Source organism: Promicromonospora sp. NPDC050249 (assembly GCF_040656015.1).
GTDB lineage: Bacteria > Actinomycetota > Actinomycetes > Actinomycetales > Cellulomonadaceae > Promicromonospora.
Genome location: NZ_JBFAKY010000016.1, coordinates 33817 through 60069 on the forward strand (window position 1 = coordinate 33817; position 26253 = coordinate 60069).

General features: G+C 71.2%; 23 protein-coding genes. 14 read left to right on the top strand and 9 right to left on the bottom strand.

From position 1 onward, the window contains the following. Positions 1-74: 74 nt before the first annotated feature. Positions 75-524 (top strand): aromatic ring-opening dioxygenase LigA, encoded by a 450-nt coding sequence (locus AB0I32_RS14800; RefSeq protein WP_357507179.1) that lies wholly within the window; start codon positions 75-77, stop codon positions 522-524. On the opposite strand, the gene AB0I32_RS14805 is transcribed toward AB0I32_RS14800, so the two are convergent. Both AB0I32_RS14805 and AB0I32_RS14810 read right to left on the bottom strand, forming a co-directional pair. After that, positions 521-1150: a hypothetical protein gene (locus AB0I32_RS14805; RefSeq protein ID WP_357507181.1), complete on the bottom strand. Its 630-nt coding sequence runs from the start codon at positions 1148-1150 to the stop codon at positions 521-523. The genes AB0I32_RS14800 and AB0I32_RS14805 overlap by 4 nt on opposite strands. An 11-nt stretch (positions 1151-1161) precedes the next feature. Next, a complete protein-coding gene (locus AB0I32_RS14810; protein ID WP_357507183.1) occupies positions 1162-2898 on the bottom strand; it encodes a PspC domain-containing protein in 1737 nt (578 codons plus the stop codon). 135 nt (positions 2899-3033) lie between these two features. Here AB0I32_RS14810 and AB0I32_RS14815 point away from each other — a divergent pair, with 135 nt between their 5' ends. The 3 genes from AB0I32_RS14815 (at position 3034) to AB0I32_RS14825 (ending at position 6117) form a co-directional block, all read left to right on the top strand. Further along, on the top strand, positions 3034-4443 hold the full coding sequence (locus AB0I32_RS14815) for a PspC domain-containing protein (protein ID WP_357507185.1): 1410 nt from the start codon (positions 3034-3036) through the stop codon (positions 4441-4443). Continuing rightward, a complete protein-coding gene (locus tag AB0I32_RS14820) occupies positions 4440-5135 on the top strand; it encodes a response regulator transcription factor (RefSeq protein ID WP_357443862.1) in 696 nt (231 codons plus the stop codon). Before AB0I32_RS14815 ends, AB0I32_RS14820 begins: the two co-directional genes overlap by 4 nt. A gap of 205 nt (positions 5136-5340) precedes the next feature. Further along, on the top strand, positions 5341-6117 hold the full coding sequence (locus tag AB0I32_RS14825) for a hypothetical protein (protein WP_357507186.1): 777 nt from the start codon (positions 5341-5343) through the stop codon (positions 6115-6117). A gap of 52 nt (positions 6118-6169) precedes the next feature. On the opposite strand, the gene AB0I32_RS14830 is transcribed toward AB0I32_RS14825, so the two are convergent. The 4 genes from AB0I32_RS14830 to AB0I32_RS14845 all read right to left on the bottom strand — a co-directional run bounded on the left by AB0I32_RS14830 (position 6170) and on the right by AB0I32_RS14845 (position 13117). Next, positions 6170-8977 carry an immune inhibitor A domain-containing protein gene (locus tag AB0I32_RS14830; protein ID WP_357507188.1) on the bottom strand — a complete coding sequence of 936 codons (2808 nt, stop codon included), beginning with the start codon at positions 8975-8977 and terminating at the stop codon, positions 6170-6172. A 288-nt stretch (positions 8978-9265) separates the two neighbouring features. After that, the gene (gene cobA / locus AB0I32_RS14835) at positions 9266-10552 is read right to left on the bottom strand and encodes a uroporphyrinogen-III C-methyltransferase (protein ID WP_357507190.1); all 1287 of its coding nucleotides are present in this window, start codon (positions 10550-10552) and stop codon (positions 9266-9268) included. Next, positions 10545-11405: a phosphoadenylyl-sulfate reductase gene (locus AB0I32_RS14840; protein WP_357507192.1), complete on the bottom strand. Its 861-nt coding sequence runs from the start codon at positions 11403-11405 to the stop codon at positions 10545-10547. Before AB0I32_RS14840 ends, cobA begins: the two co-directional genes overlap by 8 nt. Further along, entirely contained in the window at positions 11402-13117 is a 1716-nt protein-coding gene (locus tag AB0I32_RS14845) for a nitrite/sulfite reductase (RefSeq protein WP_357507194.1), read from the bottom strand. The genes AB0I32_RS14840 and AB0I32_RS14845 overlap by 4 nt, the downstream gene beginning before the upstream one ends. Before the next feature lie 473 nt (positions 13118-13590). Between AB0I32_RS14845 and AB0I32_RS14850 the strand changes: the two genes are divergently transcribed. The 3 genes from AB0I32_RS14850 (at position 13591) to AB0I32_RS14860 (ending at position 15575) form a co-directional block, all read left to right on the top strand. Further along, positions 13591-13923 (top strand): immunity 53 family protein, encoded by a 333-nt coding sequence (locus AB0I32_RS14850; RefSeq protein WP_357507196.1) that lies wholly within the window; start codon positions 13591-13593, stop codon positions 13921-13923. Between the two features lie 579 nt (positions 13924-14502). After that, positions 14503-14994, top strand: coding sequence for a hypothetical protein (locus tag AB0I32_RS14855; protein WP_357507198.1), 492 nt, complete (start codon positions 14503-14505; stop codon positions 14992-14994). 227 nt (positions 14995-15221) lie between these two features. Beyond that, positions 15222-15575 carry a hypothetical protein gene (locus tag AB0I32_RS14860; protein WP_357507200.1) on the top strand — a complete coding sequence of 118 codons (354 nt, stop codon included), beginning with the start codon at positions 15222-15224 and terminating at the stop codon, positions 15573-15575. Between the two features lie 29 nt (positions 15576-15604). On the opposite strand, the gene AB0I32_RS14865 is transcribed toward AB0I32_RS14860, so the two are convergent. Next, positions 15605-16456, bottom strand: a complete 852-nt coding sequence (locus AB0I32_RS14865) for an arylamine N-acetyltransferase (RefSeq protein WP_357507202.1) — start codon at positions 16454-16456, stop codon at positions 15605-15607. 92 nt (positions 16457-16548) lie between these two features. On the opposite strand from AB0I32_RS14865, the gene AB0I32_RS14870 reads away from it, so the two are divergent. Then, the gene (locus AB0I32_RS14870; RefSeq protein ID WP_357507203.1) at positions 16549-17031 is read left to right on the top strand and encodes a DUF456 domain-containing protein; all 483 of its coding nucleotides are present in this window, start codon (positions 16549-16551) and stop codon (positions 17029-17031) included. A gap of 110 nt (positions 17032-17141) precedes the next feature. Here the strand turns inward: AB0I32_RS14870 and AB0I32_RS14875 are convergent, their stop codons facing one another. After that, on the bottom strand, positions 17142-17690 hold the full coding sequence (locus AB0I32_RS14875) for a PaaI family thioesterase (protein ID WP_357507205.1): 549 nt from the start codon (positions 17688-17690) through the stop codon (positions 17142-17144). 24 nt (positions 17691-17714) lie between these two features. Here AB0I32_RS14875 and AB0I32_RS14880 point away from each other — a divergent pair, with 24 nt between their 5' ends. Together AB0I32_RS14880 and AB0I32_RS14885 are read left to right on the top strand one after the other, a co-directional pair. Next, on the top strand, positions 17715-19787 hold the full coding sequence (locus AB0I32_RS14880; protein WP_357507207.1) for a S9 family peptidase: 2073 nt from the start codon (positions 17715-17717) through the stop codon (positions 19785-19787). Positions 19788-19800: 13 nt separating this feature from the next. Beyond that, positions 19801-20274 (top strand): GNAT family N-acetyltransferase, encoded by a 474-nt coding sequence (locus AB0I32_RS14885; protein ID WP_357507209.1) that lies wholly within the window; start codon positions 19801-19803, stop codon positions 20272-20274. Positions 20275-20284: 10 nt separating this feature from the next. On the opposite strand, the gene AB0I32_RS14890 is transcribed toward AB0I32_RS14885, so the two are convergent. Beyond that, positions 20285-21781: a sugar transferase gene (locus tag AB0I32_RS14890; RefSeq protein WP_357507211.1), complete on the bottom strand. Its 1497-nt coding sequence runs from the start codon at positions 21779-21781 to the stop codon at positions 20285-20287. Between the two features lie 398 nt (positions 21782-22179). Between AB0I32_RS14890 and AB0I32_RS14895 the strand changes: the two genes are divergently transcribed. From AB0I32_RS14895 to AB0I32_RS14910, 4 genes are all read left to right on the top strand, one after another. Further along, entirely contained in the window at positions 22180-23352 is a 1173-nt protein-coding gene (locus tag AB0I32_RS14895; RefSeq protein WP_357507213.1) for a glycosyltransferase family 4 protein, read from the top strand. Positions 23353-23414: 62 nt separating this feature from the next. Next, on the top strand, positions 23415-24623 hold the full coding sequence (locus AB0I32_RS14900) for a DUF1972 domain-containing protein (RefSeq protein ID WP_357507215.1): 1209 nt from the start codon (positions 23415-23417) through the stop codon (positions 24621-24623). Further along, on the top strand, positions 24616-25347 hold the full coding sequence (locus tag AB0I32_RS14905) for a CDP-alcohol phosphatidyltransferase family protein (RefSeq protein ID WP_357507217.1): 732 nt from the start codon (positions 24616-24618) through the stop codon (positions 25345-25347). Before AB0I32_RS14900 ends, AB0I32_RS14905 begins: the two co-directional genes overlap by 8 nt. Then, positions 25344-26234: a glycosyltransferase family 2 protein gene (locus tag AB0I32_RS14910; protein WP_357507219.1), complete on the top strand. Its 891-nt coding sequence runs from the start codon at positions 25344-25346 to the stop codon at positions 26232-26234. Before AB0I32_RS14905 ends, AB0I32_RS14910 begins: the two co-directional genes overlap by 4 nt. The last annotated feature ends 19 nt before the right edge of the window (positions 26235-26253 follow it).

A 26253-nucleotide genomic window follows, 5' to 3' on the forward strand; every position in this document is an offset into this window, starting at 1 on the left:
ATCCTCGCACCGTGGGTCGCCGCCCTCAGGGCTACGCCGCGCGGTGCGCGCGGAGCGAACTTAGCGTTGAACGCATGTCCAACTACTCGAACGTCCCCGTCAGAGGCGTCAGGGGCGCCGGTTCGTTCACGATCCTCGCCGGGATCGTCATGGTCCTGGCCGGGATCGCGGTGTGGATCCTCGTGGCGACCCAGCTCTCGGCCGAGAACATCACGGTGGCCGACGACTCCGAGTTCCTCGGCGGAGTCTTCGCGGGTCAGCAGGTGCAGGGTCCGCTCACGGCCTACGCCCAGGCCGACATCATCAACCACCACGCGCTGGAGGCGTCCGGCGGGTCCACCTACGCGGAGCTGGCACAGGACGATCCCGTCCGCGACACCATGATGAACGCGTCCTTCCTGCGGGCGTCGCTCTTCACATCGGTGGTCGCGTTCGGGATCTGCGCCCTCGTGATCGGGCTCGGGATCGTCCTGGGTGTGATCGGGGGAGCGCTGCGCAGGCTGGGCAGCGCTCCCGCGGTCTAGCGGCGCCGGATGCTGGAGACCACCGACCCCACGACCAGGATCACGCCCGCCGCGCCCAGCAGCAGGATGAGGGCGACGCCCACGTCGAACATCACACCGGCGGACACCGCGAGGATGCCCAGGCCGACGGCGATCACTATCAGCCCCCATACCGCCGTCCCGACACGCGGGCCGCGCCGCGTGGCCGCCTTGGTCGGCTCCTCCGGGGCGGGCCGCGCCTGCTGAGCCGGCTGCGCCTGTGTCGGCTGCGCCGGGCCGGACGCCGGAGCGGTCGCCCCGGTCGTGGCCCCCACCTCGGGCGCAGGGTCACGCAGCGCGGCGAGCGGGTCGGAGTCGTCGCGCGCCGGGGCATCCCGGACGGCGGTAGCCGCCGCTTCCTGCTCCTGTACCCGTGCCGCGGCGACGCCGTAGGCCGGGTGCACCTCACCCTCGGGCGCTGGGCCCTCGGGCAGGCGCTGGGTGGCCTGGGCGATCTCCTGCGTCGGCGGGGTCTCCGCCGCGGGCAGCACCTCGGTGGTGCCCGGGTCCTGCGGGTTCTTGTTGTCCATGGTTTCGCTCGTGTCCTGGCCCTCGGGCCGGCTCGGGGTCTTGCTCGGGTTCTCGTGGTCGCTCGTGTGCTCGGTCATGGCGCGCTCCCTCACTTGATCTCGCTCACGATGACTTCGCCTGCGCCGGCCTCGATGTCGAGGGTCAGCACCGCGCCGTCCTCTCCCACCTCGTCGCTGGCGAAGTAGGTGTCCGATCCGACGCCGCTCGCGGCCCGGTCGTGCTCGTCCACGTTCCACTGGACGTGCCCGGCGGCGACGTAGGCGTTCGCGTCCACGGCGATGTCCGCCGGCACGTTCACGACGGTCTGGCCCGCGCCGAGCTGGATCGGCACGACCACCGGGTCGCCCGGCTCGACCTTGGACAGGTCGAGCTCGGTGAGGTCGATGGTGGGGTCACCCCACTGGACGTAGAAGCCGTTCTCCGCCTCCCGCACGGTCTGCACCATGACGGTGCCCTCCGTGATGGTGGCCGCGTCCGGGTTGTTGGGGCCCGACACGTAGCCCTCGATCTCCCGGCTGCTCGACATGGCGTCGTCCACCCAGCGCGGGCCCACGGCATCGGCGACCGCCACGTAGGCGACGCCGAACAGCATGGCGACTATCGCGAAGAACCCGAGCACACCGCTGGTGCGGCCACGCATGGCCGAGACGAGGATCGCGATGCCGAGCGTCACGGTCCCGATGCCCAGCCAGACGGAGCCGAGCTCGCCGATGCCGTCGGGCAGGCCGGACGCGTCCATCCGCTGGAGGCCCAGGAGCAGGGCGCCGGCCAGCAGGATCACTCCCATCGTGACCCCGACGGTGGCGCCGCCCGGACCACGGTGCACGCGAGCAGGGGGCGGTGTGTAGACCGGCTGCGGCGGCATCGTCTGGGTCGGGTTCGACCGGTACGGCGCCTGCGTCTGGCGGTAGGGCGCCGGGCCGGCGCCGGTGGCGTAGACCAGACCGTCGGGCCGCCGGTACTCGACCGGCGGTGCGGGGGTGAAGTGGGCGGACGTGCCGGGCTCGCCGGGACGCTGCGGGGCGGAACCGGTGGGCGCACCCGGAGCCTGCACACCGGGGGTGTGCACGCCTGCGGCAGGAGTGCCCGGGGTGGGCACACCGGGGTTCCCCGCGACCGCGCCGGTACGGAGGGCGGCGTTGTCCCTGCGCCGCTGCACACCCTGCACGATCAGGTAGAACACCACACCCAGGACGGCCAGCCAGAAGAGGAAGGCGAGCCACTCCCAGCCGTTGTCGTCCCACCAGCCGGACGGTCCGCCCCAGGCGAAGCCCGTGAGGAACACGGCCACCGAGCCGAGCATCGCCACGTCGAAGTTGCCGCGCGTCGCCTCCTGCAGGTGGATCCGGCCGTCGCGCTCGGGCAGCAGCGCCCAGCCGATGCCGTACAGGATGAGGCCGAGGCCGCCGAGGAAGAAGCTCACGACCAGGATGCCGCGGACCAGCAGCGGGTCCCAGCCGATGCGCTCGGCGACGCCGCCCGCGACGCCGCCCACCCAGCGCTGCTCGGAGCGCGGGAACAGCCCGCGGCGGATGGATGCGAAGAAGCCGGACTCCGGGTAGGGCTTCTGCCCGGGTGCGACAGGTGCAGGATCGACCATCGGGTCGGTCGCTGGATCGACTGCTGGCTCGAAGGCCGGGCCGGCGCGCTCGGCGTCCGGGCCGACCGGCCTGGCGTCGGCCGAACCGCCCGGCTCGGGCCTTGTCTGTCTGACGCCTGAGTCTGCGGTTCGCTCCGGGCGGTGCGCCTCGTTCCTCGGCGCTCCGCCGGCGCTCACCTCCGGCTCAGGCGTGGCGCCCTCTGGACGCGTCTCGTCGGTGCTCATGCCTCAATGCTGCGCGCCGGGCGCCCCGTGCGGCATCGGGACCTGCCCTGAACCAACCCTGGTTAGCCCCGCGCTGGACCCTGAGATCCAGGCTCAGGCGTGTTCAGGGGAGTCCGGGCATGTGACGATCGGGGTGTGAACCAGAGACTCACCCTCCGCCGGCCCAGCACCGCGGGCCCGGGATACAGCGGCCGCTGGGTGGCCGGTGTCGCCGCAGGCCTGGCGGCGCACATGGGCGTGCCCGTGTGGCTGGTCCGGCTCGCGTTCCTGATCCTCGTCTGGTTCGCCGGGGCCGGAGTGGTGGCCTACGTCTTCTGGTGGGTCACCGTCCCCGCGGGGGTCCCGGCGGTCGCCGCCGACACCGTGCCCACCGAGCGCCGTCGGCTCGCGCCGCGGCTGACCACCGACGCGAACGCCGACGCCGGTGCCGCCGACCGGGCGGCGTCCCTCGTCGAGCGCGTCCGCCTCTCCGGGCCGGTGTCGCGGCTCGCGGCCCGCGACATCTGGATCGGCGTGGTCCTGCTGTCCAGTGCCGCGCTCCTGATCGCGCTCCGCGCCGACTGGGACCCGGTCGCATCGTGGGTGCTGCCCGCGCTCATCGGGCTCGGCGGCGTCGCCCTGGCCTGGAGCCAGGTCGACGTGACGGAGCGGGACCGCTGGGTAGGCGGCTCGGGCAGGGGCCTCCGGTCGCGGACGGCGCTGCTGCGGCTCGCCGGCGGCGTCGTGCTGACCATGCTCGGTGTCCTCATGCTGGTCGGGCAGGACACCCCGGTGAGCGTGCTCATGCAGGTCGCCATCGCGTCGGTGGCGATGGTCGCCGGTATCGCGCTCGTCTCGCTGCCCTGGTGGTTCCGGCTCGTGCGCCAGCTCGGCGACGAGCGTGCCGCTCACGCCAGGGAGGCCGAGCGCGCCGACATCGCCGCCCACCTGCACGACTCGGTGCTCCAGACCCTGGCCCTGATCCGCGCGCAGGCGTCCGACCCGGAGGCCGTGTCCCGCATGGCTCGCGCCCAGGAGCGCGAGCTGCGCGGCTGGCTCTACGACGACCGGCAGGAACCCGGCACGTCGGTGGCCGCCGAGCTGAAGGAGCTGGTCGCCGAGATCGAGGACGCCGTGGCGCCCCTCACCGTGGAGACCGTGGTGGTGGGCGACTGCCCGCCCACCGAGTGCACCTCGGCACTGCTGCAGGCGGCGCGCGAGGCGCTGCTCAACGCCTTCAAGCACGGCGCCCCGCCCGTGTCCGTATACCTTGAGGTCACCGACGCCGTGGCGGAGGTGTTCGTCCGCGACCGGGGCGAGGGCTTCGACCTCGATGAGATCGCGCAGGACCGGTTCGGTGTCCGGGAGTCGATCCTCGGCCGGGTCCGCCGTCGTGGCGGTACCGCCGAGGTGGTCAGCCGGCCCGGCTGGGGGACCGAGGTGCGGCTGCGGATGCCGCTCGACAAGCCCGCGAACGGCGACAAGAAGACCGAGAAGAACGGCAGGGCGCGGGCCGCGACGGCCCCCAGCACTGTGCCCACCACTGCGGAAGGTGCGACGAGATGACAACCCAGGCGACGGCGTCGGGCGGGGGACTGGTGCCGCTCCCGGTGCCCGTGGTGCTCGTGGACGACCACCACCTGTTCCGCACCGGCGTGCGCGCCTCGCTGGACGACCGGGTGACCGTGGTGGGCGAGGCGTTCGACGTCGACTCCGCTGTGGCCAAGGTGCACGAGCACCGGCCGCCCGTCGTGCTGCTCGACGTGCACCTCCCCGGCGGTAACGGCGGTGGCGGTGCCGAGGTGGTGCAGCGCTGCACCGACCTGCTGGCGGAGGGCGTGCGGTTCCTCGCGCTGTCCGTCTCGGACGCGGCAGAGGACGTCGTCTCCGTCATCCGCGCCGGCGCCCGTGGCTACGTCACGAAGAACATCGCGCCGTCGGAGCTGTCGTCGGCGGTGGTGCAGGTAGCGGGCGGAGACGCCGTCTTCTCGCCGCGGCTGGCCGGCTTCGTGCTGGACGCGTTCGGCGCGTCCGCGAACGACATCGCCGTCGCCGACGACGAGCTCGACCGGCTCTCGAAGCGCGAGCAGGAGGTCATGCGCCTCATCGCGCGCGGCTACTCCTACCGCGAGGTCGCGAGCGAGCTGTTCATCTCGATCAAGACGGTGGAGACCCACGTCAGTGCGGTCCTCCGCAAGCTGCAGCTGTCCTCGAGATACGAGCTGACCCGCTGGGCGGTCGCCCGCCGCCTCCTCTGACCCCTCAACGAGGCCGGATCTTCCTGTGAAATCCTGAGGGGATGAAGATGGCTGGAACGCGATCTAGCTGCTAGTTCGCGTTGGTACGCTGCTGTGCCCCAGCGGGGGAGCGTTTGTCGGAGGGGGCTTCGGCGGGGTGGTCTGCTGCTCGTGCCGAGCTGATGACGGCTGACCCGACCGATTCGAGACGAAGAAACCAACCTCCATGCGGACCAGTCGACTAGTCAGCCTCATGATCGCGCTGGTCGCCGCCATCATCTGGGTGGTGAGCACCTATGCGAACGCATCTAACTCCTGGGACCCCCTGAACTTCGTCCTACGGATCGCGGCGGGGGCCGTGACCATCGCGGCCGCGGCCGAGTGGCTGGTGCTGAGTGTTCGAGAGAGCCGGCGGGAGAGGTTCCGCGACGGTCGGACGACGGGCGTCCACGCGGGTGGTTCCCGGGGGAAGGCCCGACACGGCGTGCAAGCGGCGCCCGGTCCGGAGCTGGTGGCGCACAGTCCGGAGCCGGCGGCGCCGAGTCCCGAGCCCGCGCCGCCCGGCCCGGAGCCGGTGGCGCCGCGTCCCGAGCCGGTCGTGCCGAGCCGTACGGCCGCGGTGCGGCGCAGCGCCGGATCCGGAACCATGGCCGACAAGCTCCTGTCGGTGTTCGGCCGCCGCCGCTCGCCGGCCCAGGACCTGGCTGCCGTCGCGGCCGGCGGGGCCGTGCTGGTCGTCGCGTACCTGATGGAGCGCAAGGTGCGGCGGGTCGTGGTGCGGGTCGGGCTCGACGCGGCGTCGGTCGATTCCGTGGAGTCGGTGCTGGGCGCGGCCCCGCACCGGGTGTTCGGTACGCAGCAACCCACGCGCGGGCTGTTCGCACGGTCCGCGTTCACGCAGGTGGACGGCGCGTCCGGCGCCGGCGCCTGGAGCATCGCCGTCCCGACGGCCGACGTCGACCTGCTCCGGTACGTCCTCGCGCGAGCGGAAGAGGTTCGCTGAGGGCGGGACCACCTGGCTGGTGGCCCCGCCCTGTGCTGCGACTAGGTGAGGATCACGACCCCGACGAGAGGGGCGGCGTGATTTGGATCAGGGCAGCGGTGTTGCCCTTGAACGCCTTCTTGAGGTGGATCACGGTGCCGTAGCCGACGCCGTCGTCCTCGGGGTCTCCGGTGCCCGTGATGGCGCCGACGCCGAAGTCCTCCCCGAACAGCTCCGGCAGGAGCTGTCCGCGCTCGTCGACCATCCGCACCGAGTAGGGCGCGTTGCCGACGGACGGCACGACCGTGGATGCGTCGTTGTCGCGGTAGTACAGGCTGCCGTTGTCGTTCAGCTCGAGCCCGGGGTACCAGCCGGCGTCGTCCCTGAACGTGCGCACCGGTGCCTGTGCCTCGAAGTCCGTGCAGAACTCCACCGTGGTGTCCGTGCCCGTGATGCACTCGGTGAACGGGTAGGTCGGCCGGAGGCCGAACGCCACGTTCGAGGACTGCGCACGGGACGGGACGTTCTTCAGCACCGACGTGTCCGGCGTGGCCGAGTCGTCGCGGCGCAGCGGGTCGAAGTGGCTGTCCACCAGCAGCAGACCACCCTTCGGCCCGGTGCTCGGGAGCGCCGACAGGTTGCTCAGCACCAGGTTGGCGCTGCCGTACGTGGTGTCCCGGTACCAGACGAGCATGCCGGGCGCGTTGTACGCGACCTTCTCGACCTTCCACGCGTCGCTCTGCGGCGCAGCGTAGGTGGAGTCGTACCCGTACTTCAGGCCCTTGTCGAAGCCGTCCAGGTTCCGCCACTCGACCAGGTAGTACTGCGCCTGGACCGACGAGCCGGAGGTGGTGTGCCAGCCGGCGCCGGTGGTGTCGACGAACGTCGACACCTCGGTGGTCCAGCCCGGGTCCGTCGTCTCGACGTCGTCGCTCCACACGACCGTGTCACCGCTGGTGAGCTCGAAGTCGTCGGAGAACCAGCCGCGCTCCTGGAAGGCGGCGTCCGTCGCGTAGCGCAGCCGGATGTCCACCGTGGTCCCGGCGAACGCGGACAGGTCCACGTTGAGGTGGCCCCAGCCGTCGGTGGTGCCGGTCAGGCCGTACTTCTTGTCGCCGAAGTCGGCCATGCGGCCGTTCGGGTCCGCGTACCCGTCCGGTGTGGTGATCTCGTTGCCGTCGTCGTCGAGGACCTTCTGCTCCGCCCAGGTGGCGCCGCCGTCGGTCGAGACCTCGACGAAGCCGAAGTCCCAGTCCGCCTCGATGACGTAGTCGGCCCAGAAGGAGAACGTGGCGTCGGCCGGCACCTCGACGGTGCGCGACAGCCGCACGTCGGCCCAGCTCTGGTCGGCACCGGAGTACCACATGCTCTCGCCGCTGTGCGGCGTGCCCAGCGTGATCGCCTTGTCCGGCAGGTTGACCTTGACGCCGTCCGCCGTGCCCTTCAGCGGGCGGGACGCCTGGCCCACCTTGACGCTGGTCCGGTCGTCTCCCGGGTTCACCTCGACCGGGTCCACCCAGCCCAGGACCCACTTGTCCCAGATGCCCATGTGCGTGGGCATCGACTGGAAGATCGGGCCCGAGTGCGAGCCGGAGCTCATCAGGTCCCAGAAGCCGACGTCGGAGTCGCCGCCGCTGCCCGTGTCGTACAGGTCGGGCAGGCCGAGGTCGTGGCCGTACTCGTGGGCGAACACGCCGACGCCGGAGTCCTCCGGCTGCACGATGTAGTTGGAGAGCTTCAGGTCGGTGCCGGGGATGTCGGCGCCGCCCGCGACGGCCGAGGAGTGGGCCCAGAGGGCGTAGGTGCCCTGTGCGCCGCCGCCGCCCGACTTGTCCTCACCCGCGTGGACGAGCACCACGTGGTCGATGACGCCGTCCGGCTCGAGGACGTTGCCGTCGTCGTCGCGGTCGCCCTGGTCCTCGATGTCGTAGTCCGCCCACGGGAAGTCGGGCTGCAGCTCGGCGAGCGCCGCGACGGCGTCGATGGGGAGCTGGCCCGCGCCGAGCGGGTTGTCGGGGTGGCCGTTCATGGACTGGTAGGCGCCGGCCTCCCACTCACCCGCGTCGTTCTTGAAGCAGCGCTGTGCGCCGTAGTAGCCCTCGGAGTGCGGCACCTTGACCCACGGGGTGGCCTCGCCCGAGACGGTGTAGGCGCCCCGCGACATCTCCTCGTACATGTTCTTCATGGTGTAGCCGGAGATGTCGATGCCCCGCTTGCCGTCCGGCCCCGTGAGGTCCGGGCGGACCCGCTGGGTGATGCCCTTCTCGCTGAAGAGCATCTTGTTGAAGTGGTCGGACGAGAAGTCCTTGACCCACATCGAGTTGTTGTCCGGCTGCGAGGCGTTGGCCGGGTTCGGGATGTTGTTGTGCAGCGGGCCGTTCTGGACGTTGCCCGGCATGCACTCCGACGAGCCCCAGTAGGTGGGCACCATCTGGTCGGTGAAGTCGTCGTTCGCGTTCTCGTCGAACTCGACCAGGATCGTCAGGAGCTTGGCCTCCTGCGTCTGCGGGGCACGCTTGTAGCGCGACTGCTTGATCTCCTTGGGGCTCGAACCCGTGACGACCGCCTCGTTCTCGAGCTCGGCCAGCTTCCGTGCCGCCGTCGGGTTGCCCGCGGCGAACTTCTTGTCGATCTCGTCCGAGGCGGCCTGGACGGAGGCATCGACGCCGACGCCGGTCTCGCCCTCGGCCTTGTGGAGGACGGTGCGGCCGCTCGGCGTGACCTCGACGTCGTCGTCGATCTCGGGCTGTGCGGCGACGTCCGCGTAGTTGATGTAGTGCTCCGAGCTCTGGATGGCCGGCGCACCGCTGCCGGTGGCCGATGCCGTCGTCGCTCCTCCGGTCGCGGCGAGCCCGGCGACGGCGAGCGCGATGGCCGGCATCGCGGCTACCGTGCACCGCAGCGCACGTCGTGTCCTTGTTCTCATACGTTCTCCCAGATCAGGCCGTCGGCATTGGTCGTGTGACGGCAGGGCAGAAGGCCGCCGAGTATGGCGGCGTCTGCATGCCTACCGGAACTTGACCTGCCGCAAAAGGGGAGTTGGGGTCTTTTCCCCCATCGGCGGCCGAAATCACCCGCACTCTTTCTTTCGAGGAGAGCGGGGGAGAGATCCGTTGAGTGCTGGGTATCTGCGGGGTTGATGGCCTTCGCGCCCGCAGATACCCAGCACTCAACGAGCTGGGGTCGCCCAGGCGGGCGAGAGGCGGACGACGTCGCCCACCACGATCACGGCGGGCGGTCGGACGCCGACGGCGGCGGCTCGCTCGGCGATGTCCGCCAGCGTGCCGACCGTGACGCGCTGCCGGGGCCCGAAGCCGTCCTCGACGAGGGCGACCGGGGTGTCCGCGGGGCGTTCGGCGGTCACGAGGGCGTCCGCCGTCTCGGCGAGGCGGGTGACGCCCATGAGCAGCACGAGCGTGTGGTCGGCTCCGCCGGGCACGTCGCCGGCACCGTCGTGCCCGGTCAGGACGCTGAAGCCGCGCGCGACGCCGCGGTGCGTGACCGGGATGCCGGCTGCCGCGGGGACGGAGACGGCGCTGGTCACGCCAGGCACTACCTCCACCTCGATGCCCGCCGCGTGGCACGCGGCGAGCTCCTCGCCGCCACGGCCGAATACGTACGGGTCGCCGCCCTTGAGGCGAACGACGTCGCGCCCGGCCTGCGCGTGCTGGACCAGCAGCGCGTTGATCTCGTGCTGCGGCACCGGGTGGTTGCCGCTCGTCTTGCCCACGTCGATGACCTCGACGTCGGGCGAGAGCTCGTGCAGCAGCGCGCGCGGGCCGAGCCGGTCGACGACCACGACGTCGGCCTGCGCGAGCACCGTGCGGCCGCGCGCGGTGATGAGGCCGGTGTCGCCGGGCCCGCCGCCGACGAGCCAGACCCGGCCCGCTCCGGTGGTTGACGACCGACGGCGGCGGCGCAGCGGCAGTGTGCCGGTCTGGAGCGCCGCGGCGATCCCGTCCCGGATCGCGGTAGCGCGTCGCGGGTCGCGGCCGGCGGTGACTGCGACGGTCACCTCGGCGTCGTCGGTCAGGGCGGTACGGGCCACCGCGGGAACCCACGCGCTGCCCACCGAGGCGTCGCCAGCGGTGACGCAGAAGACCCGGGCGCGCTCGGCGTCGTCGGACACCTCCTGGTCCACCGCAGGAGAACCCGTCGCCGTGTGCACGAGCCAGGACCCGTCGAGGTCGCCCGTCCGGTAGGCGCGGGCGACGAGCTCTACCGCGCCGGGCGCCGAGACCCGGGCCAGCACCGACAGCTCCTCGCAGACGTCGGGCGCGACGACGCGCACCCGCGCGCCCGCCTCGACGAGCGCACGGGCGCGGCGCGCGGCGACCGGCCCGCCGCCGACCACCACGACGAGCCGCCCGGCGACCTTCAGCCCCAGCGGGTAGATCTCGTGCGCCACCCCTCCATCTTGCGCCCCGGCGGTGGGCAACGGCGCGGCGTCAGACATGGAGACCGCACTCGTCCTTGTCGAGCCCGGCCCACCGGCCGGAGCGTGCGTCCTCGCCCGGCAGCGGCCGAGCCGTGCACGGCTCGCAGCCGACCGACGGGTAGCCGTCGGTGAGCAGCGGGTTGATCACGAGGCCGTGCCGGTTGGCGTAGTCAGCGACCTGATCCTCGGTCCACGCGGCGATCGGGTTGATCTTCACCACGCCGTTGCGCTCGTCCCAGGACACCAGCTGGGCGTTGGCGCGTGCGGCGGTCTCCTCGCGGCGTACGCCGGTGGCCCACGCCTCGTAGCTCTCCAGAGCCTTCTTCATCGGCGCGACCTTGCGCATGGCGCAGCAGGCCCCGGGGTCACGGTCGTGCAGCTGGGGCCCGTACCGGGCGTCCTGCTCGGCCACGGTGAGCTCGGGGCGCACGTCGACGACATTCACGTCCAGCTCGATCTCGACGGCGCCGCGCGTGCCCAGCGTCTCGGCGAAGTGGTAGCCCGTGTCGCCGAACAGCACGTCCACGAACGGGAACTGCTCGGACACGAGGTGCGACAGCACGGTGTCCTGCATCGAGGAGGCCACCGCCATGTACGGCCCGAACTCACGCACGGCCCACGCGATGACCGCCTGGGCGTCCGCCTCCGGCGAGTCCGCGCAGGCGTTGAGCTGCGCCTGCCCGCGCTCCACCACGGCGCGCAGCTCCTCAGGGGTCCGACGGCGCCGCTTGGCCCGCGCGGCCGGGCGCATGGCACGGATGCTCTCGCGGGCGGCGGCCCGGGCGCGGACCCGTGCGAGGCGCGGGTTCACCCCCGAACCCGGCCCGGAGAGCGAGAGAGAGGAAATCGGTGCAGCTTCCGTCGTGGTCATCGAAGAGCCTCCTCGTCGGCGCGGTGTGCCCACTCTGCGAACGTCTCTTCACCGTCGTGGTCGGCGTCGTACCTGCGCACGACGCGCTCCACGTAGTCGCCGATCCCGTCGGCGGTCACCTTGAGCCCGCGCACGGTGCGTCCGAGCCCGGCGTCGTCCCGGTCCAGCGAGGTGAGGCCGCCGCCCAGGTGGACCTGGAAGCCGGGGACCTGGTTGCCGTCGTCGTCCAGCACGAGCTGACCCTTGAGGCCGATGTCGGCGGTCTGGATGCGCGCGCAGGAGTTGGGGCAGCCGTTGACGTGCAGGCTCAGCGGCTTGAGGTTCTTCAGGTCCCCGAGCCGCTCCTCGAGCTGCGTGATCGCCTGGTCCGACGTCGCCTTGGTCTCGACGATCGCGAGCTTGCAGTACTCGATGCCGGTGCAGGCGATCGTGTTCCGGCGGAAGTTGCTCGGCCGGGCCTGCAGCCCGAGCTCGGCGAGACCGGCGACGACGGGCTCCACCTCGTCCTCGGCGACGTCGAGCACCAGCAGCTTCTGCTGCGGCGTCAGGCGGACCCGGCTGCTGCCGTGCGCCTCGGCGAGGTCGGCGAGCCGCGCCAGGATCTCGCCCGAGACGCGGCCCACCGTGGGTGCGGCGCCGATGTAGAAGCGGCCGTCGTGCTGCTCGTGGATGCCGATGTGGTCACCGCGCTCGTCCAGTCCCAGCGACGCGGGCGACGGCGGCTCGATGCTGTCGCGCAGCTTGTAGCCCAGGTACTCGTCCTCCAGGACCTGGCGGAACTTCTCCACACCCCAGTCGGCGAGCAGGAACTTGAGGCGGGCCTTGTTGCGCAGCCGGCGGTAGCCGTAGTCGCGGAAGATGCGGACCACGCCGTGCCAGACCTCTGGGGCCTCCTCGGGGGAGACGAAGGCGTTCAGGCGCTCCGCGAGGCGCGGCGCCGTGGACAGCGCGCCGCCGACCCACACGTCGTACCCGATGCCCAGCTCCGGGTGGTCGACGGCGACGAACGAGATGTCGTTGATCTGGTGCACCACGTCGAGGCTCGGGTGGCCGGTGATCGCCGACTTGAACTTGCGCGGCAGGTTCGCCAGCGCGGGGTCCCCGATGAAGCGCTCCTGGATCTCCTCGATCACCGGCGTGGGGTCGATGAGCTCGTCCTTGGCCACACCCGCGACCGGGCTGCCGAGGATCACGCGGGGCACGTCGCCGCAGGCCTCGGTCGTGCTCAGCCCCACGGCCTCCAGCCGGCGCCAGATCTCCGGCATCGCCTCGACCTCTATCCAGTGCAGCTGGAGGTTCTGGCGATCGGTGATGTCGGCGGAGCCGCGGCCGAAATCGGTGCTGATGCCCGCGATGACGCGCAGCTGCTCGGTGGTGAGCGCCCCGCCGTCGATCCGGACGCGGAGCATGAAGTACTTGTCCTCGAGCTCGTGCGGCTCGAGCGTTGCGGTCTTGCCGCCGTCGATCCCGGGCTTGCGCTGCGTGTACAGACCCCACCAGCGGAAGCGGCCGTGCAGGTCGTCGCCGGGGATGGAGTCGAAGCCCTCCTTGGCGTAGACCTCCTCGATGCGCTCGCGAACCTTCAGCGGGTCGGACTCCGCCTTGAACTCCTCGTTGTGGTTCAGGGGAGCTGTGCCGTCGATCTTCCACTGGCCGTTCGGACGAGCTGGGCGCTTGGTCGTTCGGGGCTGGGCAGGGGCCGTGTTGACCATGTAGGGGGTCCTGTTCGTGCGGTGCGCGCGGGCATGGAAGCTGTGGCTGGGGGAGTTGTGCGCGTCGTACGGGCACAGGCGACTGATTCCCGGGGTGACCAGGGACTCAGTGCTGCGCGCCGGCGGCGCGCGCTGACCTTGCAGGGGCGAGGGGCGCGTCAGAGCTGACAGCTGCGACAGCAGTCGCAGGCACAGGTCGGCATGGCACACATGTGCATCTCGTGACGGGTGGTCACGAGGAGGATGCGCGCTGCCTTGGTCATGGCGATGACGTTAACCGCCGGTGGTAAAGGGCGGAAGGGGTCGTCCACATAGTGGATGTCTATCGGGTGCATCGACGTTGCCTATGTATTTCCCTACTAAATCAGTAGGGAACTCCCGGCGTGCGGCATCGCAGTGGCCGCTCCTGACTCTGTCCGCCGAGCGGCCACGCTTGTACCTTGAGGCTCGGTTCACCAAGGACGGAGGGGCTGATGTCTGAGTTGAAGGCCCTGCAGGAGTGGTATGCCCAGATGTCGGACGGCGACTGGGAGCACGAGTTCGGAATCTCCATAGAAACTCTCGACAACCCGGGATGGGTCGTCTCGATCGACCTTGAGGGCACGCCGCTGGACGGCCATGAGTGCGACCTTGACGCGGAGTTCGCTGATGGAGAATGGATCCGAATGACATCTGACGGAAAGAAGTTCAAGATCGCCTGCGGTCCGCGTTCCCTGGACCGCGCCATCAGGGCCTTCGCCCGGTTCGCCGGCGCGGGATCGGAGTCGACGGCGGGCGCACCGACCCTCGTCGAGGAGGGCTCCTGATGTTCGCGCGCCGGTGGCCGTCCGCTGAGGTGGGAGTGTATCGAATCCCTGGCGAGGTCAAGCGTCTGCCCATCAACGACATGGAAAGACTTCAGGATGTCGCGTCCCAGGAGCCAGGAGTGAGCGCAATAGGTCGGCCTCTGTGGGTGGCCCAGAATCTGAGCCAGATCGACCGAATCTACTTGACGGCGATATCCGTCGAGCGGCCCGGCTGGTTGAGATGCCTTGCTGCCCCATATCTAACGGACGGGTCGATGATTCAGTTCTCGATTGGTGTGTCCGACGCAGATTTCTCTCGCCTCCCAACGATTTCTTGGGTCGAGACGACCGAACTGGTGCGTACCTTGATCGTGAGGCAGGAGCACGTACCGTTGGACCAAGGCTAGGCGTGGCCGGGCGACATGTTGGTAGCAGGTGGGGGCTTGTTTGCTTGAGAAGCTGGCTGGTAATCCCACTAGTCTGGAATTCAGATCAACGAAAGACGGTTGCTAGTGGCCCGCTCAAGGATCCGCACGCTGCAATCAGTCCTCCATGACCCGGCGCGGCAACTACGGGCTCTGGGTCGCTGGAGGAGGAACGATGTTGAAAGTACTGCGCGGCGATTCGACCGGGGAATTGGAGCTGTCTGGAACCTGCGTCGAACTGCTGACGTTGGGGCGGAAATTGCGGAGTGGCAGGGGGGTGATCCTCCTTGACAAGGTCTCCAGGCCGTTCCCGTACACGAGATCTTTGTTGCGGATCGTAATTCAGCAAGCGAGTGGGAAGATTAGGGTGTCTTCTTCCGGGGATGGCGAATCTCTGGAGGTTGTCGGCAGGCTGGAGTCGCTTTCTCTCCTTGCCGAGAACATTGAAGGGTTCGCTCTGGAGGCGGATCAGGGCGACCACCTTCATGTGGACCATTTTCCGGAACACGACTATCTGGCGGAGGGGTCGGGCTCGCTGGTTGTCGCCATCGACAGCGATGATCCAGGCGTCCTGAAGGGGCCGGGCCCAAGTTCTGGCGCTTTAACTTCTGGAAGGGATCGGCTTCCTCGCCTGCCAGGCGGGACAGGCCTTCTATCCACCATCTAGCGGCGAGAAAGCCTCGGCAACTGTCTGTGAGCGGGACTTTTCGGCAGCCTGATGGCAGCATCAGCGGACGACTGGTTGCGACTGGGAGCCGCACACGCCGGCTTCTAGCTCGGGAGACTGAGCGCCGCTGACCGGTCCCATCTTCCTCAACGTGGCACTCGCCACGCCGCCGCTGAACACGCAATTTCCGTGCCCTGGGGACCTCCGTCGCCGATAGGCTGGCGGCCATGGAGTTCCTCTATAACGTCTTCGTGTTCCTGCACTTCGCGAGCTGGGCTCTCGTCTTCGGCGGCTCGATCGCCTCGATGCGGACCAAGGCCCTCTACAAGGGTGTCTCGCACGGTGCCATGGGAGCCGTCGTCGCGGGCGTCATCATGGTCGGCATCGCCGAGATGGGCGGCCTCTGGGACGACGGCGGTCCGTCGATGGCGAAGATCGGCGTCAAGCTGGTCATCGCGCTCGCCGTCGCCGTGCTTGCCGTGATCGCCGTCCGCAAGGGTGAGGACGTCTCCAAGGGCCTCAAGGGCGCGGTGCTGGGCCTGACCCTCGTGAACATCCTGGTCGCCGTCTTTTGGAACTGATCGGTCCTCCCGACCCGACCGGCTGACCGCTAGCCGGTCGCCCTGGTCGCCAGCCACTCCCGGTGGGCGGCCAGGCTGCGGTCGAACAGGCTGCGCAGGGCATCGCCGTCGATGCCCTGCAGCGTGACGCCCAGCGCCAGGAGCCCGTCCCGCCAGTCGTCGTACGCCGTGAGCTCGACCCGCTCCGTGCGTGATCCGGTGCGGGTGAACAGGCAGCCGCGCAGGGTCTCCGCGGCGTCGGGCAGGCGCCGTTGGACGACGAGCTTGCGCGCGTACGCGCCGTCCGCCGGGGCTGTGAGGCGGCGGTGTGCCGCCTCCTCCCGTTCGGGGGTCAGCTCCTCGTCGAAGAGGTCCACGGCGCCGAAGCTGCCCTGGGTGTCGTGGTGGAACGACCAACCGCCGTCGCGCAGCTCGAGCCGGTAGGTGAACGGGCCCTGCCGGTACTCGCCCGCGAGCAGCGGCAGCGGGTCGTGGAGGCCGTCGCCGCAGCCGACGTCGGGCCACCAGAGGCCGCCGGGGTTGTCGTCGGTGGGGAGCCCGCGGACGTGCAGCGCCAAGTGCCCGACGTGCACGTCCCGGCGCTCGGCGTCATCCTCCCAGTTGTGGCCCCACGCGGGCACGACGTCGTAGCCGAGCTCCCGGAGCACCAGGGTCAGGATGCCGTTGTGGTGGAAGCAGTAGCCGGCGTTGCCGCCCGCGGCCACCCGGGCGAGCGTGGTGCGTGCGTCGATGGCCGGCGGGCTACCGAGCATGGTGTGCAGGTTCTCGTACGGGAGCCGCTCGGCATGCCGCCGGTGGATCTCGAACAGGGTCTCGACGGTTGCCGGAGGACGCTCGTCGAGACCCAGCCGGGCCAGGTAGCCGACCACGTCACGCATCATGGTGAGCAGGGTAGACGGGCGGCGCGCAACCCGGCTCGGCCGTCCGGCCGGGTTTGGCCGAGCCGACGTCGTGGGACCGCTAAGGTTCGGCCGTGGAGATTTGGGGAGAAGTACTCGTCGGCGTTGCAATCTTCGCCGGACTCATCGGCATAGTCGTCCAGGTGTTGCCTGGCGCCGTGCTCGTGCTGGGCGGCATCCTCGTGTGGGCGATCATGACGGGCGGCACACAGGCCTGGGTGGTCTTCGGCGTCGCGGCGGTCGCCATCGCCATCGCCGAGGTGCTCCAGTGGATCCTTGCCGGCAAGCACATGCGCAAGGCCGAGGTACCCGTGCTGACCCTTGCCGTGGGCGGCATCGCGGGCATCATCGGGTTCTTCGTGATCCCCGTGCTCGGCCTGTTCCTGTTCTTCGTCGGCGCGATCTTCCTGCTGGAGTGGGCGCGCCGCAAGGACGTGTCAGCCGCCTGGGGCGCCACCAAGGCTGCCCTCCAGGCCACGCTGATCACGATCGGCGTGCAGCTCGTGGGCTCGCTCGTCGCGACGGCCGCCTGGGTGATCGGTCTGTTCATCACATGACCTGACCGGGTGCGGGAAAGTCCGCCTCGAGAACGCGATCAGGCACGGTTTCGACGCCGAAACCGTGCCTGATCGCGTTCTCGAGGCGGACTTTTGAGGACAGCGGCGGGTCAGGGGGTCGGGAGGTCGAAGACCAGCAGTGTGCTCGACGCCGTCGCCACCACCGCGCCGGTCGCGTCCCGCACCACCGCCTCGGTGAACCCGACGCGCGAACCCGCCTTGACCACCGTGCCCTCCGCGGTGAGCGGGCCGCTGTTGCCGCGCACGGCCTTGAGGTAGTTGACCTTGATCTCGACCGACGTGTAGCCCTTGCCCTGGGGCAGCACCGACTGCATCGCGCAGCCGCACACGGTGTCAAGGAGCGTGCAGAGGACGCCGCCGTGGATGGTGCCGATCGGGTTGTAGCCGGACTCGTCGGGCGTGCACGTGAACGTGACCCGCCCCTCCTCCACGACGTCGATGTCGAGGCCGAAGTGCGCGGCGATCGGCGGCGGCGGGATGACGCCCTCGCGCATCCGGGTCAGGAACTCGACACCCGACATCAGCGGCGCCTGCGCGGCGATCTGCATCGGGTCGAACCAGGTCAGCTCGCGGGTACGCGGCTCGCCCCAGGCCTCGTGAGCGCTCGCGGGGGCGTCGGTCTGCTGTGTTTCGGACATGTCGGTAAGGGTAATGTCCGGCTCATGCAGGCCACTGATCTCCCGCTGATCCGCACCGTCTCCCGGCCCGACGTCCATCCGGACGGCACCTGGGCAGTCGTGTCGGTGACCCGTCCCGATCTCGACGCCGATGCCACCGTGGGGCAGCTCTGGCGGGTGCCGCTGGGGTCGGCGGGCGGGGTCTCGGAAGGCTCGGCCAACGGGGTCTCGACCGGCTCGGCCAACGCTGAGGGCTCGGTCAGCGGCGACGAGTCGCGGCGCCTCACCCGCGGCTTCCGGGACACCGCCCCGCGCATCTCGCCCGACGGTGCCCTGATCGCCTTCCTGCGCGCCCAGCCGCAGTCGGCGCCCCAGCTATGGGTGCTGCCGACCGGCGGCGGCGAGGCCGTGCAGGTCACGGACCGCAAGCTGGGCGTCACCGACTTCCGCTGGTCGCCGGACGGCACGCGCATCGCCTTCCTGAGCCGTGAGCCCCAGCCGGGCCGGTACGGCTCCGTCGAGGGCATCGCGCCGGGAGCCGAGCCGCCGCGCCGCATCACCGAGTGGAGCTGGACCCGCAACGGCCTCGGCTACCACAGGGACCGCCCACAGCACGCCTTCCTGGTCGACGTGCCCGACGTCGCCGCAGAGCCGGTGGTACAGCCGGTACCGACCGCTGAGGGCGAGCCCGAGCCGCGGCCCACCGTGCCGGAGCCGCGGCGGCTGACCACCGACGACGTCGACCACAGCGGTATCGCCTTCACCCCGGACGGCGGCTCGATCGCCGTCATCGCCGAACGCGAGCAGGGCGCGGGGCAGGTACCGAGGGGCACCCTGCGCGTGCTGCCGCTGGGCGCCCCCGCGACCGGTGGCGGCTCCGAGGTCGACCTCGGCACGCTCGCCCCGCAGGCGATCGCGTTCGGCTCCGGCGGCGAGCTGTACGTCGTCGCGCAGGACGTCGGCGCGGACGGCAAGGACTTCGTCGCGCGGAACGCCGCGCTGTACGTGCTGTCCGCCTGGGTCGACCCCGCGCCGCGCCGGCTCACCGATCCGGAGACCCAGGAGGTCGGGGGCGAGCCCCTGCCCCTGCCCGACGGCGGCGTGCTGCTCGCCCTCGCGAGCCGCGGCACCCAGCAGGTCGTCCGCATCTCCGACGACGGGGTCACAACCCAGCTGACCAGCGGCGACGTAGTCGTCTCGGAGTTCGACGCCGCGGGCGGCACCCTCGCCGTCTCGTACGGGGACCCCGGCACCTACGGCGAGGTGGGCGTGGTGGACCTGGCGGACGCCGAGGGCGGCGCGCCCCGGCGTCGGACGGACTTCTCCGCGCCGCTGCGCGCGACCGGCATCGTGACCCCGAAGGAGCTGACGGTCACCGGCCGCGACGGGTACCCGGTGCACGGCTGGATCGCGGTTCCCGAGGGCACCGGCCGGTTCCCCACCCTGCTGATGATCCACGGCGGCCCCTACGCCTCCTACGGGGTGGGCCTGTTCGACGAGGTGCAGGTGCTGGTCGACGCCGGTTACGCGGTCGTGTACTGCAACCCGCGCGGCTCAGCGGGCTACGGGCAGGCCCACGGCCGGGCGATCCGCCAGGCGATGGGCACCGTCGACCTGCACGACGTGCTGGACTTCCTCGACGGCGCGGCGGCTGAGGACGGGCGGCTCGACGGGTCGCGCGTGGGTGTGCTCGGCGGTTCGTACGGCGGGTACCTCACGGCGTGGACCATCGCTCACGACCACCGGTTCGCCGGCGCGATAGTGGAGCGCGGGTTCCTCGACCCGGAGGTGTTCTTCGGGACGAGCGACATCGGCTCGTTCTTCGGCTCGGAGTACGTGGGTGAGACCCCTGAGCAGATCGCCGCGCAGTCGCCGCAGGCGGTCGCAGGGCAGGTGCGTACGCCCACGCTCGTCATGCACTCCGAGCTCGACCTGCGCTGCCCGCTGTCCCAGGCGGAGCGCTACTACTCGACGCTCAAGCTGCACGGCGTCGAGACGGAGCTGGTGGTCTTCCCCGGCGAGAACCACGAGCTGTCCCGCTCCGGTCGCCCGCGGCACCGGCAGCAGCGCTTCGAGCTGATCCTGGACTGGTGGAAGCGGCACCTGCCGGTGGGATGAGAGCATCGACCCCGTGCAGATCATCACCGCCCCCCTTGACCAGCTCGACGTGACCATCGCCTACGGGGTCTGGAAGCTGCGCCAGGACGTGTTCGTCGTCGAGCAGGACTGCCCGTACGAGGACCTGGACGGGCGCGACCTCGAGCCCACCACCGTCCACCTGGTGGGACTCGGGGAGGCGGCCCCCGACTCGGTGTCCGACGGCGGGACCCGCGTGCTCGGCACCGCGCGCGTGCTCGACGACGGCGACGTCTGGCGCATCGGCCGCGTCGCCCTGGTCAAGGGCGCGCGGGGCAAGGGGCTGTCCGACGAGCTGATGCGTGCAGCGCTGCGGTACGTCGACGACTCGGGCGACACCCGCGACGTCGTGCTGGACGCACAGTCCCCGCTGACCCGCTGGTACGGCAAGCACGGGTTCGAGCAGGACGGCGCGGAGTTCCTGGAGGACGGCATCCCGCACACCCCCATGCGCCTGACCCGCGCCTGACGCGTCCAGGTCAGTAGGCGCCTCGGGCCGAGATCACCGCGCGGGCCGTCTGGGCCAGGATGAGCAGGTCCAGGAACGGCGTCCAGTTCTCGGCGTAGTAGACGTCGAGCCGGACCGACTCCTCCCAGGACAGGTCCGAACGCCCGGTGACCTGCCAGAGGCCGGTCATGCCGGGCTTGACGAGCAGCCGGCGCTTCATCCGCTCCTCGTAGGCCGCCACCTCGTGGGGCAGCGGCGGGCGCGGGCCGACGAGGCTCATGTGTCCGCGCAGCACGTTGAAGAGCTGCGGCAGCTCGTCGAGCGAGTAACGGCGCAGGAACCGCCCGACGCGCGTGACCCGGGGGTCGGAGCGCATCTTGAACAGCGGGCCCTCGGCATCGTTGACGGCGGCCAGTGCGACGACGTCCCGGTCCGCGCCGACGTACATGGTGCGGAACTTGACCATCGGGAAGAGGCGCCCGCCGCGGCCCACGCGCTGCGAGAGGTAGAACACCGGGCCGCGGCTGGTCAGGGCCACGGCCAGCGTGATGGCCAGCAGGATCGGTGAGACCAGGACCGTCAGCACCGCGGTCAGGCCCCAGTCCATGACCTGCTTCACGGAGAACTTGGGGCCCTCGAACCGGGGCGTGTCCACGTGCAGCAGCGACATTCCAGGGGCCGGCGAGACGGTGATCCGGGGGACGGCGACGTCGGCCAGCTCGGCCGTGAGCATCAGGTCGACGCCGTACCGCTCGAGCTCCCAGCCCAGCCGCCGCACGACGTCGGCGGTGATCTCGTGCGAGCTGCACACGGCGACGGCACCCGCGCCCATCTCGTGGGCGGTCAGCCCGACGTCGCTGAGGTCGCCGAGGACCGGGACGCCGCTCAGGCGCTCGCCCGGCTGGGCGCCGTTCGTGAGGCAGACGCCTGCCACCACGAACTCCTGCTCCGGGGCGCCGTTCAGCAGCCGGATCAGCCGCGTCGCCTGCTCGCGGTCGCCGATCGCCAGGAGGATGGTCAGGCCGCCGTCACCGCGGCGACGTTGCCGCAGCAGGTGCTGCCGCCAGAGGTAGCGCGACGCGACGAGGCCCACCATGCCGAGCGGGAAGGCGACCAGCAGCAGGGTGCGCGCCTCGGAGTAGGCGGTCACCCACGCGATCAGGACGATCAGGCTGAACGACTTCCAGGTGGCGTCGAGGACGCGCTGGTACTCGGACATGCCGCGGCCGAAGAAGCGCACGTCGTAGGCGCGGTTCGTGGCGAGCGCGGCGAGCCAGGCAGTGGCCAGCAGTAGGCCGACGCCTGCGTGCAGCGGACCGATGGCGGACCACTGCGAGGTGCCGCTGAGCGCGAGCTGCACACCGTAGGCAGTGATCAGGGTGGCGCCGACCACCACGGCGTCCGTGAGGCGGAGCCGCGCCTGGTAGCCGGCCTGCCAGCCGGTCCGCGCACGCGGCAGCGCTGCGGCCCGGAGCTGCCGGACGCGGGCACCCTCGGACTGCGCACCGACCGGCACGCCACGGGTCATCGGGTCGTGGCTCGTGGCAGGCTCGGACGGTCCGGACGGTACCGGAAAGAGTAGCGGCGGCTCGCCGTCAATCGAGTGTGCGGTCACTCCCGATCCCTTCGGTTCCTGCTGGCGCGGCTGACGTCCGGACACATGGGTTCGCGGCGTCAAGGACGTCGTGGGGTGTTTTGTGGTAGCCCGTCGGTTGCTGTGCGCGCTCCGTGGCTGTGAACAAGTTACGGCGAAAGGGCGGACATCGCGGCGTGAACCGACGGAAGTCACCCGGTAGCTCTCAAATTTCACCTCTCGGGCGGGCTATTCCGGCAGAAGCGACAACATTTCGCCCATCCTGCTTCCGATCCGGAGTTCACCCGGTCCGGGATCTCCTGTTTGGTGTCCGGCTGGCACAGTTGGCGATCATGACGACGGTTCTTCTCGCGCACGCGTCCGTGGAGCTCTACGGCTCCGACCTCCAGCTGGTCGAGACCGCGGCCGGATGTGTCGACGCCGGCGCGGACGTCGTCGTCGTGCTGCCCGGCGACGGACCGCTGGCCGAGCGGATGCGCGACGTCGGAGCACGGGTGGAGACGCTCGACGTGCCGGTGCTGCGCAAGGCGCACCTGACGCCGCGGGGCATCGCCGCGCTGGGAGTCGCCACGCTGCGGGCGCTCGGTCCGATGACGCGGCTGATCCGCCGCGTGCGGCCGGACACCGTCCTCGTCAACACGCTGACCATTCCCGCGTGGCTGGTCGCCGCCCGGCTCGCCGGGGTCGCACCCGTGTGCCACGTGCACGAGGCAGAGGCCGACGCGCGGTGGGTGGTCCGGGTGGGGCTCGCGGCTCCGCTCCTGCTCGCGCGTGCCGTCGTCGTGAACTCGGCCGCGGCGCGCGACGTCGTCGTGTCGGCCGTCCCGGCGCTGAGGCGGCGCACGCGGGTGGTCTACAACGGCGTGCCAGGGCCGCCGGAGGTCGCGGTGGCGGACAGCGGCGCGGACAGCGGCGCGGACGGCGGTGCGGGATCGGCCCACGTGGTGCTGGTCGGGCGCCTCTCGCCGCGCAAGGGATCCGACGTGGCGCTCGAGGCGGTGGCGCTCCTGCGGGGGACCGGCCGGGACGTGCGGCTGACGCTGTGCGGCTCGGTGTTCGCGGGCTACGAGTGGTTCGAGGACCAGCTCCGGGTCCGCGCCGCCGCGGACGACCTGGCCGGCGCCGTCGACCTCGTGGGGTACGCGGACCCGTGGGAGTGGTTCGCCCGGGGCGACGTCGTCGTCGTGCCGTCCCGGGTGGAGCCGTTCGGGAACGTGGCGGTGCAGGCGATGCTGGCCGGGCGGCCCGTCGTGGTGAGCCGCACGCAGGGGCTCGCGGAGATCGTCCGGGACGGGGAGACCGGCCTGCTCGTGCGGCCCGACGACCCGGTGGCCCTCGCCGACGCGATCGCCGAGCTGCTCGACGACCCGGCGCGCGCGTCCGCGCTGGCGGAGGCAGGCCGGCAGGACGCCGCCGAGCGGTTCGGCGCGCAGCGGTACCGGGCGCAGATGGGGCGTCTCCTGGTTGTCCGACGTGCTGTAGTCCGGATGGCACCGGAGGGGTGAAATGGCATGTTCACCCACTCGCCAGGGTGTTCCAGGCAACTGACGCGACCTACGCTCCCGACATGCCTCTCAAACCCCTGCACGTCGCGATGGTCGGCACCCGTGGTGTCCCGGCCCGTTATGGGGGGTTCGAGACGGCCGTCGAGGAGATCGGGTCCCGCCTCGCCGCGCGCGGGCACCGGGTCAGGACCTACTGCCGTCGCGGCCCCGACACGGAGGGCGACGCCGGCCCCACCCTCACGGAGTACCTGGGCATGGAGCTCGTCACGCTGCCCGCGGCACGCCGGCGCTCCCTGGAGACGCTGAGCCACACCGCGCTCTCGGTGGCGCACCTGGCGCGGCACCGCACGGACGTGGCGTTCGTGTTCAACGCCGCCAACGCGCCGCTGCTGCCCGTGCTGCGCGCGGCCCGCATCCCGGTCGCGACGCACGTCGACGGGCTGGAGTGGCGGCGCGCCAAGTGGGGCCCCACCGGTCAGCGCTACTACCGCGCGGCCGAGACGGCGGCCGTGCGGCTCTCGGACGCCCTCATCGCCGACGCGCAGGGCATCGCCGACTACTACCGCGACGAGTACGGCGCGGACAGCCGCCTCATCACCTACGGCGCGCCCGACCTCACCGGCGTGGGCGACGACCGTCTCGCCGAGCTCGGCCTGACCCCGAACGGCTACCACCTCGTGGTCGCGCGGTTCGAGCCGGAGAACCACGTCGACGTCATCGTCGAGGGGTACGTCGCCGGGGACGCCGTCCGCCCGCTCGTCGTCGTCGGCTCCGCGCCGTACTCGCACGGGTACACCCGGCGGATCTCCGACCTCGCCGCGAGCGACCCGCGCGTGCGCCTGCTCGGCGGCGTCTGGGACCAGGAGCTGCTCGACCAGCTGTATGCAGGGGCCCTCACCTACCTGCACGGACACTCGGTCGGTGGGACCAACCCGTCGCTGCTCCGGGCGATCGGCGGCGGCACGGCGACCGCCGCGTACGACGTCACCTTCAACCGCGACGTGCTCGGGGACGCCGGACGCTACTTCCGCACGCCCGCCGACGTCGCCGCGCGGCTCGCCGAGGCCGAGGACGACGTCGCCGAGTGTGCCGACCGGGGCAAGGCCCTCGCCGAGCGCGCGGCCGCCTACGACTGGGACCTCGTCGCCGACGGCTACGAGCAGCTCGCCCACGACCTCGCTGCCCGGCGCACGCCCGGGCCGAGGCGCCTCGCGCGACGTCGGAACACCCCGGAGTGGGCATGGTCGGGAACGGTGGCATCCGATGGCTGAGACTCTCCGTGAGCCGTACAGCGCGGTCCTGGCCCGGCTCGGTGGCGCGCAGAAGGGCGCCGCACGCGGCGCGCCGGCCTACTCCCGGTTCGTGAACCGTCGCATCGGCAGGTACCTCGCGGCGGCCGCGTACAAGCTCGGCCTGACCCCGAACGCGGTCACCGGCGTCAGTGCGCTCTTCACGTTCAGCGGCATCGCGCTGCTCGTCGCGCTGCCGCCCTCCTGGGGCCAGGGCGCCGCGATCACCGCGCTGCTCGTCCTCGGCTACGCCTGGGACTCGGCCGACGGGCAGGTCGCGCGCCTCACCGGCCTCGGCAGCCCAGCGGGCGAGTGGCTCGACCACGTGGTCGACGCGATCAAGGTGGTGACCCTGCCGCTGGCGCTCGCGGTGGGGCTCGTGGTGCACGACGTCGTCGACCTCGTCTGGCTGGTCGTCCCGCTCGTCTCGGTCGTCGTCAGCAGCGTCCTGTTCTTCGCGATGATCCTTACCGACCAGCTCCGCCGCGCGCACGGCGTGCAGTCCGTTGCACCCACAGAGGGCCGCTTCCCGTGGCTCCGGTCCGTCCTGGTGCTGCCGACCGACTACGGCGTGCTGTGCTGGACGTTCCTGCTGCTCGGCGCACCGCACGTCTTCCTGTGGGTCTACGCGGCCATCACCGCTTGCACCCTCGGGTTCCTGGCGCTCGCGCTGGTCAAGTGGTTCCGCGAGGTGCGCGCGCTGTGAGCGGGCTCGACGACGTCGCGCTGGTCGTCGTCAGCTACGGCTCGTCGGACCTGCTCGCGGCGAACCTGCCCCGGACGGTCGGTGACAGCGGCGTCCGGGTGGTCGTCGCGGACAGCTTCAGCGGTGCGGTGGAGCGGGTCGCCGTGACGCGCCTGGCCGCCGAGCGAGGCTGGGAGCTCCTGACGCCGGCGACGAACGTCGGGTTCGGCGGCGGCTCGAACCTCGGCGCGGCGCACGCTCTTGCTGCCGGGTCCCGCGTCCTGGTGTTCCTCAACCCGGACGCCTGGACGGATCCGACGGGCCTGTCGGCCCTCGCCACGGCGGTGCGGTCGTCCGACCGGGTGCTCGTCGCGCCGCGGGTCCACCGGCCCGACGGCGGCGTCTACTCGCGCGGCCTCACCTACCTGCGCCTCGCGGACGGCACCATGAGTGGCCGCTCCACCGCGCCCGACGACGTGCCGTGGCTCAGCGGCGCCTGCCTGGCCGTCGGGGCCGAGCTCTGGGCGGAGCTCGGCGGGTTCGACGAGGACTACTTCCTGTACTGGGAGGACGTCGACCTGTCGTGGCGGGCCCGCGCGCTCGGGGCCCGGCTCGAGGTGGTCGACGACGCGTACGTGGTGCACGACGAGGGCGGGACCCAGGAGTCCCGGGGCCGGGCCAAGAGCGAGACGTACTACCGGTACGACATCCGTAACCGGATGCTGTTCGCGCGCAAGAACCTGGGCCCGGCCGAGGTGCGGCGCTGGCGGCGGACCCTGCCGCGCGCCGCGCGCGCGGTGGCGCTGCGCGGCGGACGCCGGCAGTTCGTCGAAGGGCTGGCCCCGTGGCGCGGCGTGACCAGGGGAGTGCTGGAGGCGCTGATGGCCGGACCTCCGGGGAGACTGTAGGAATCCGGAGTTGGTTGCT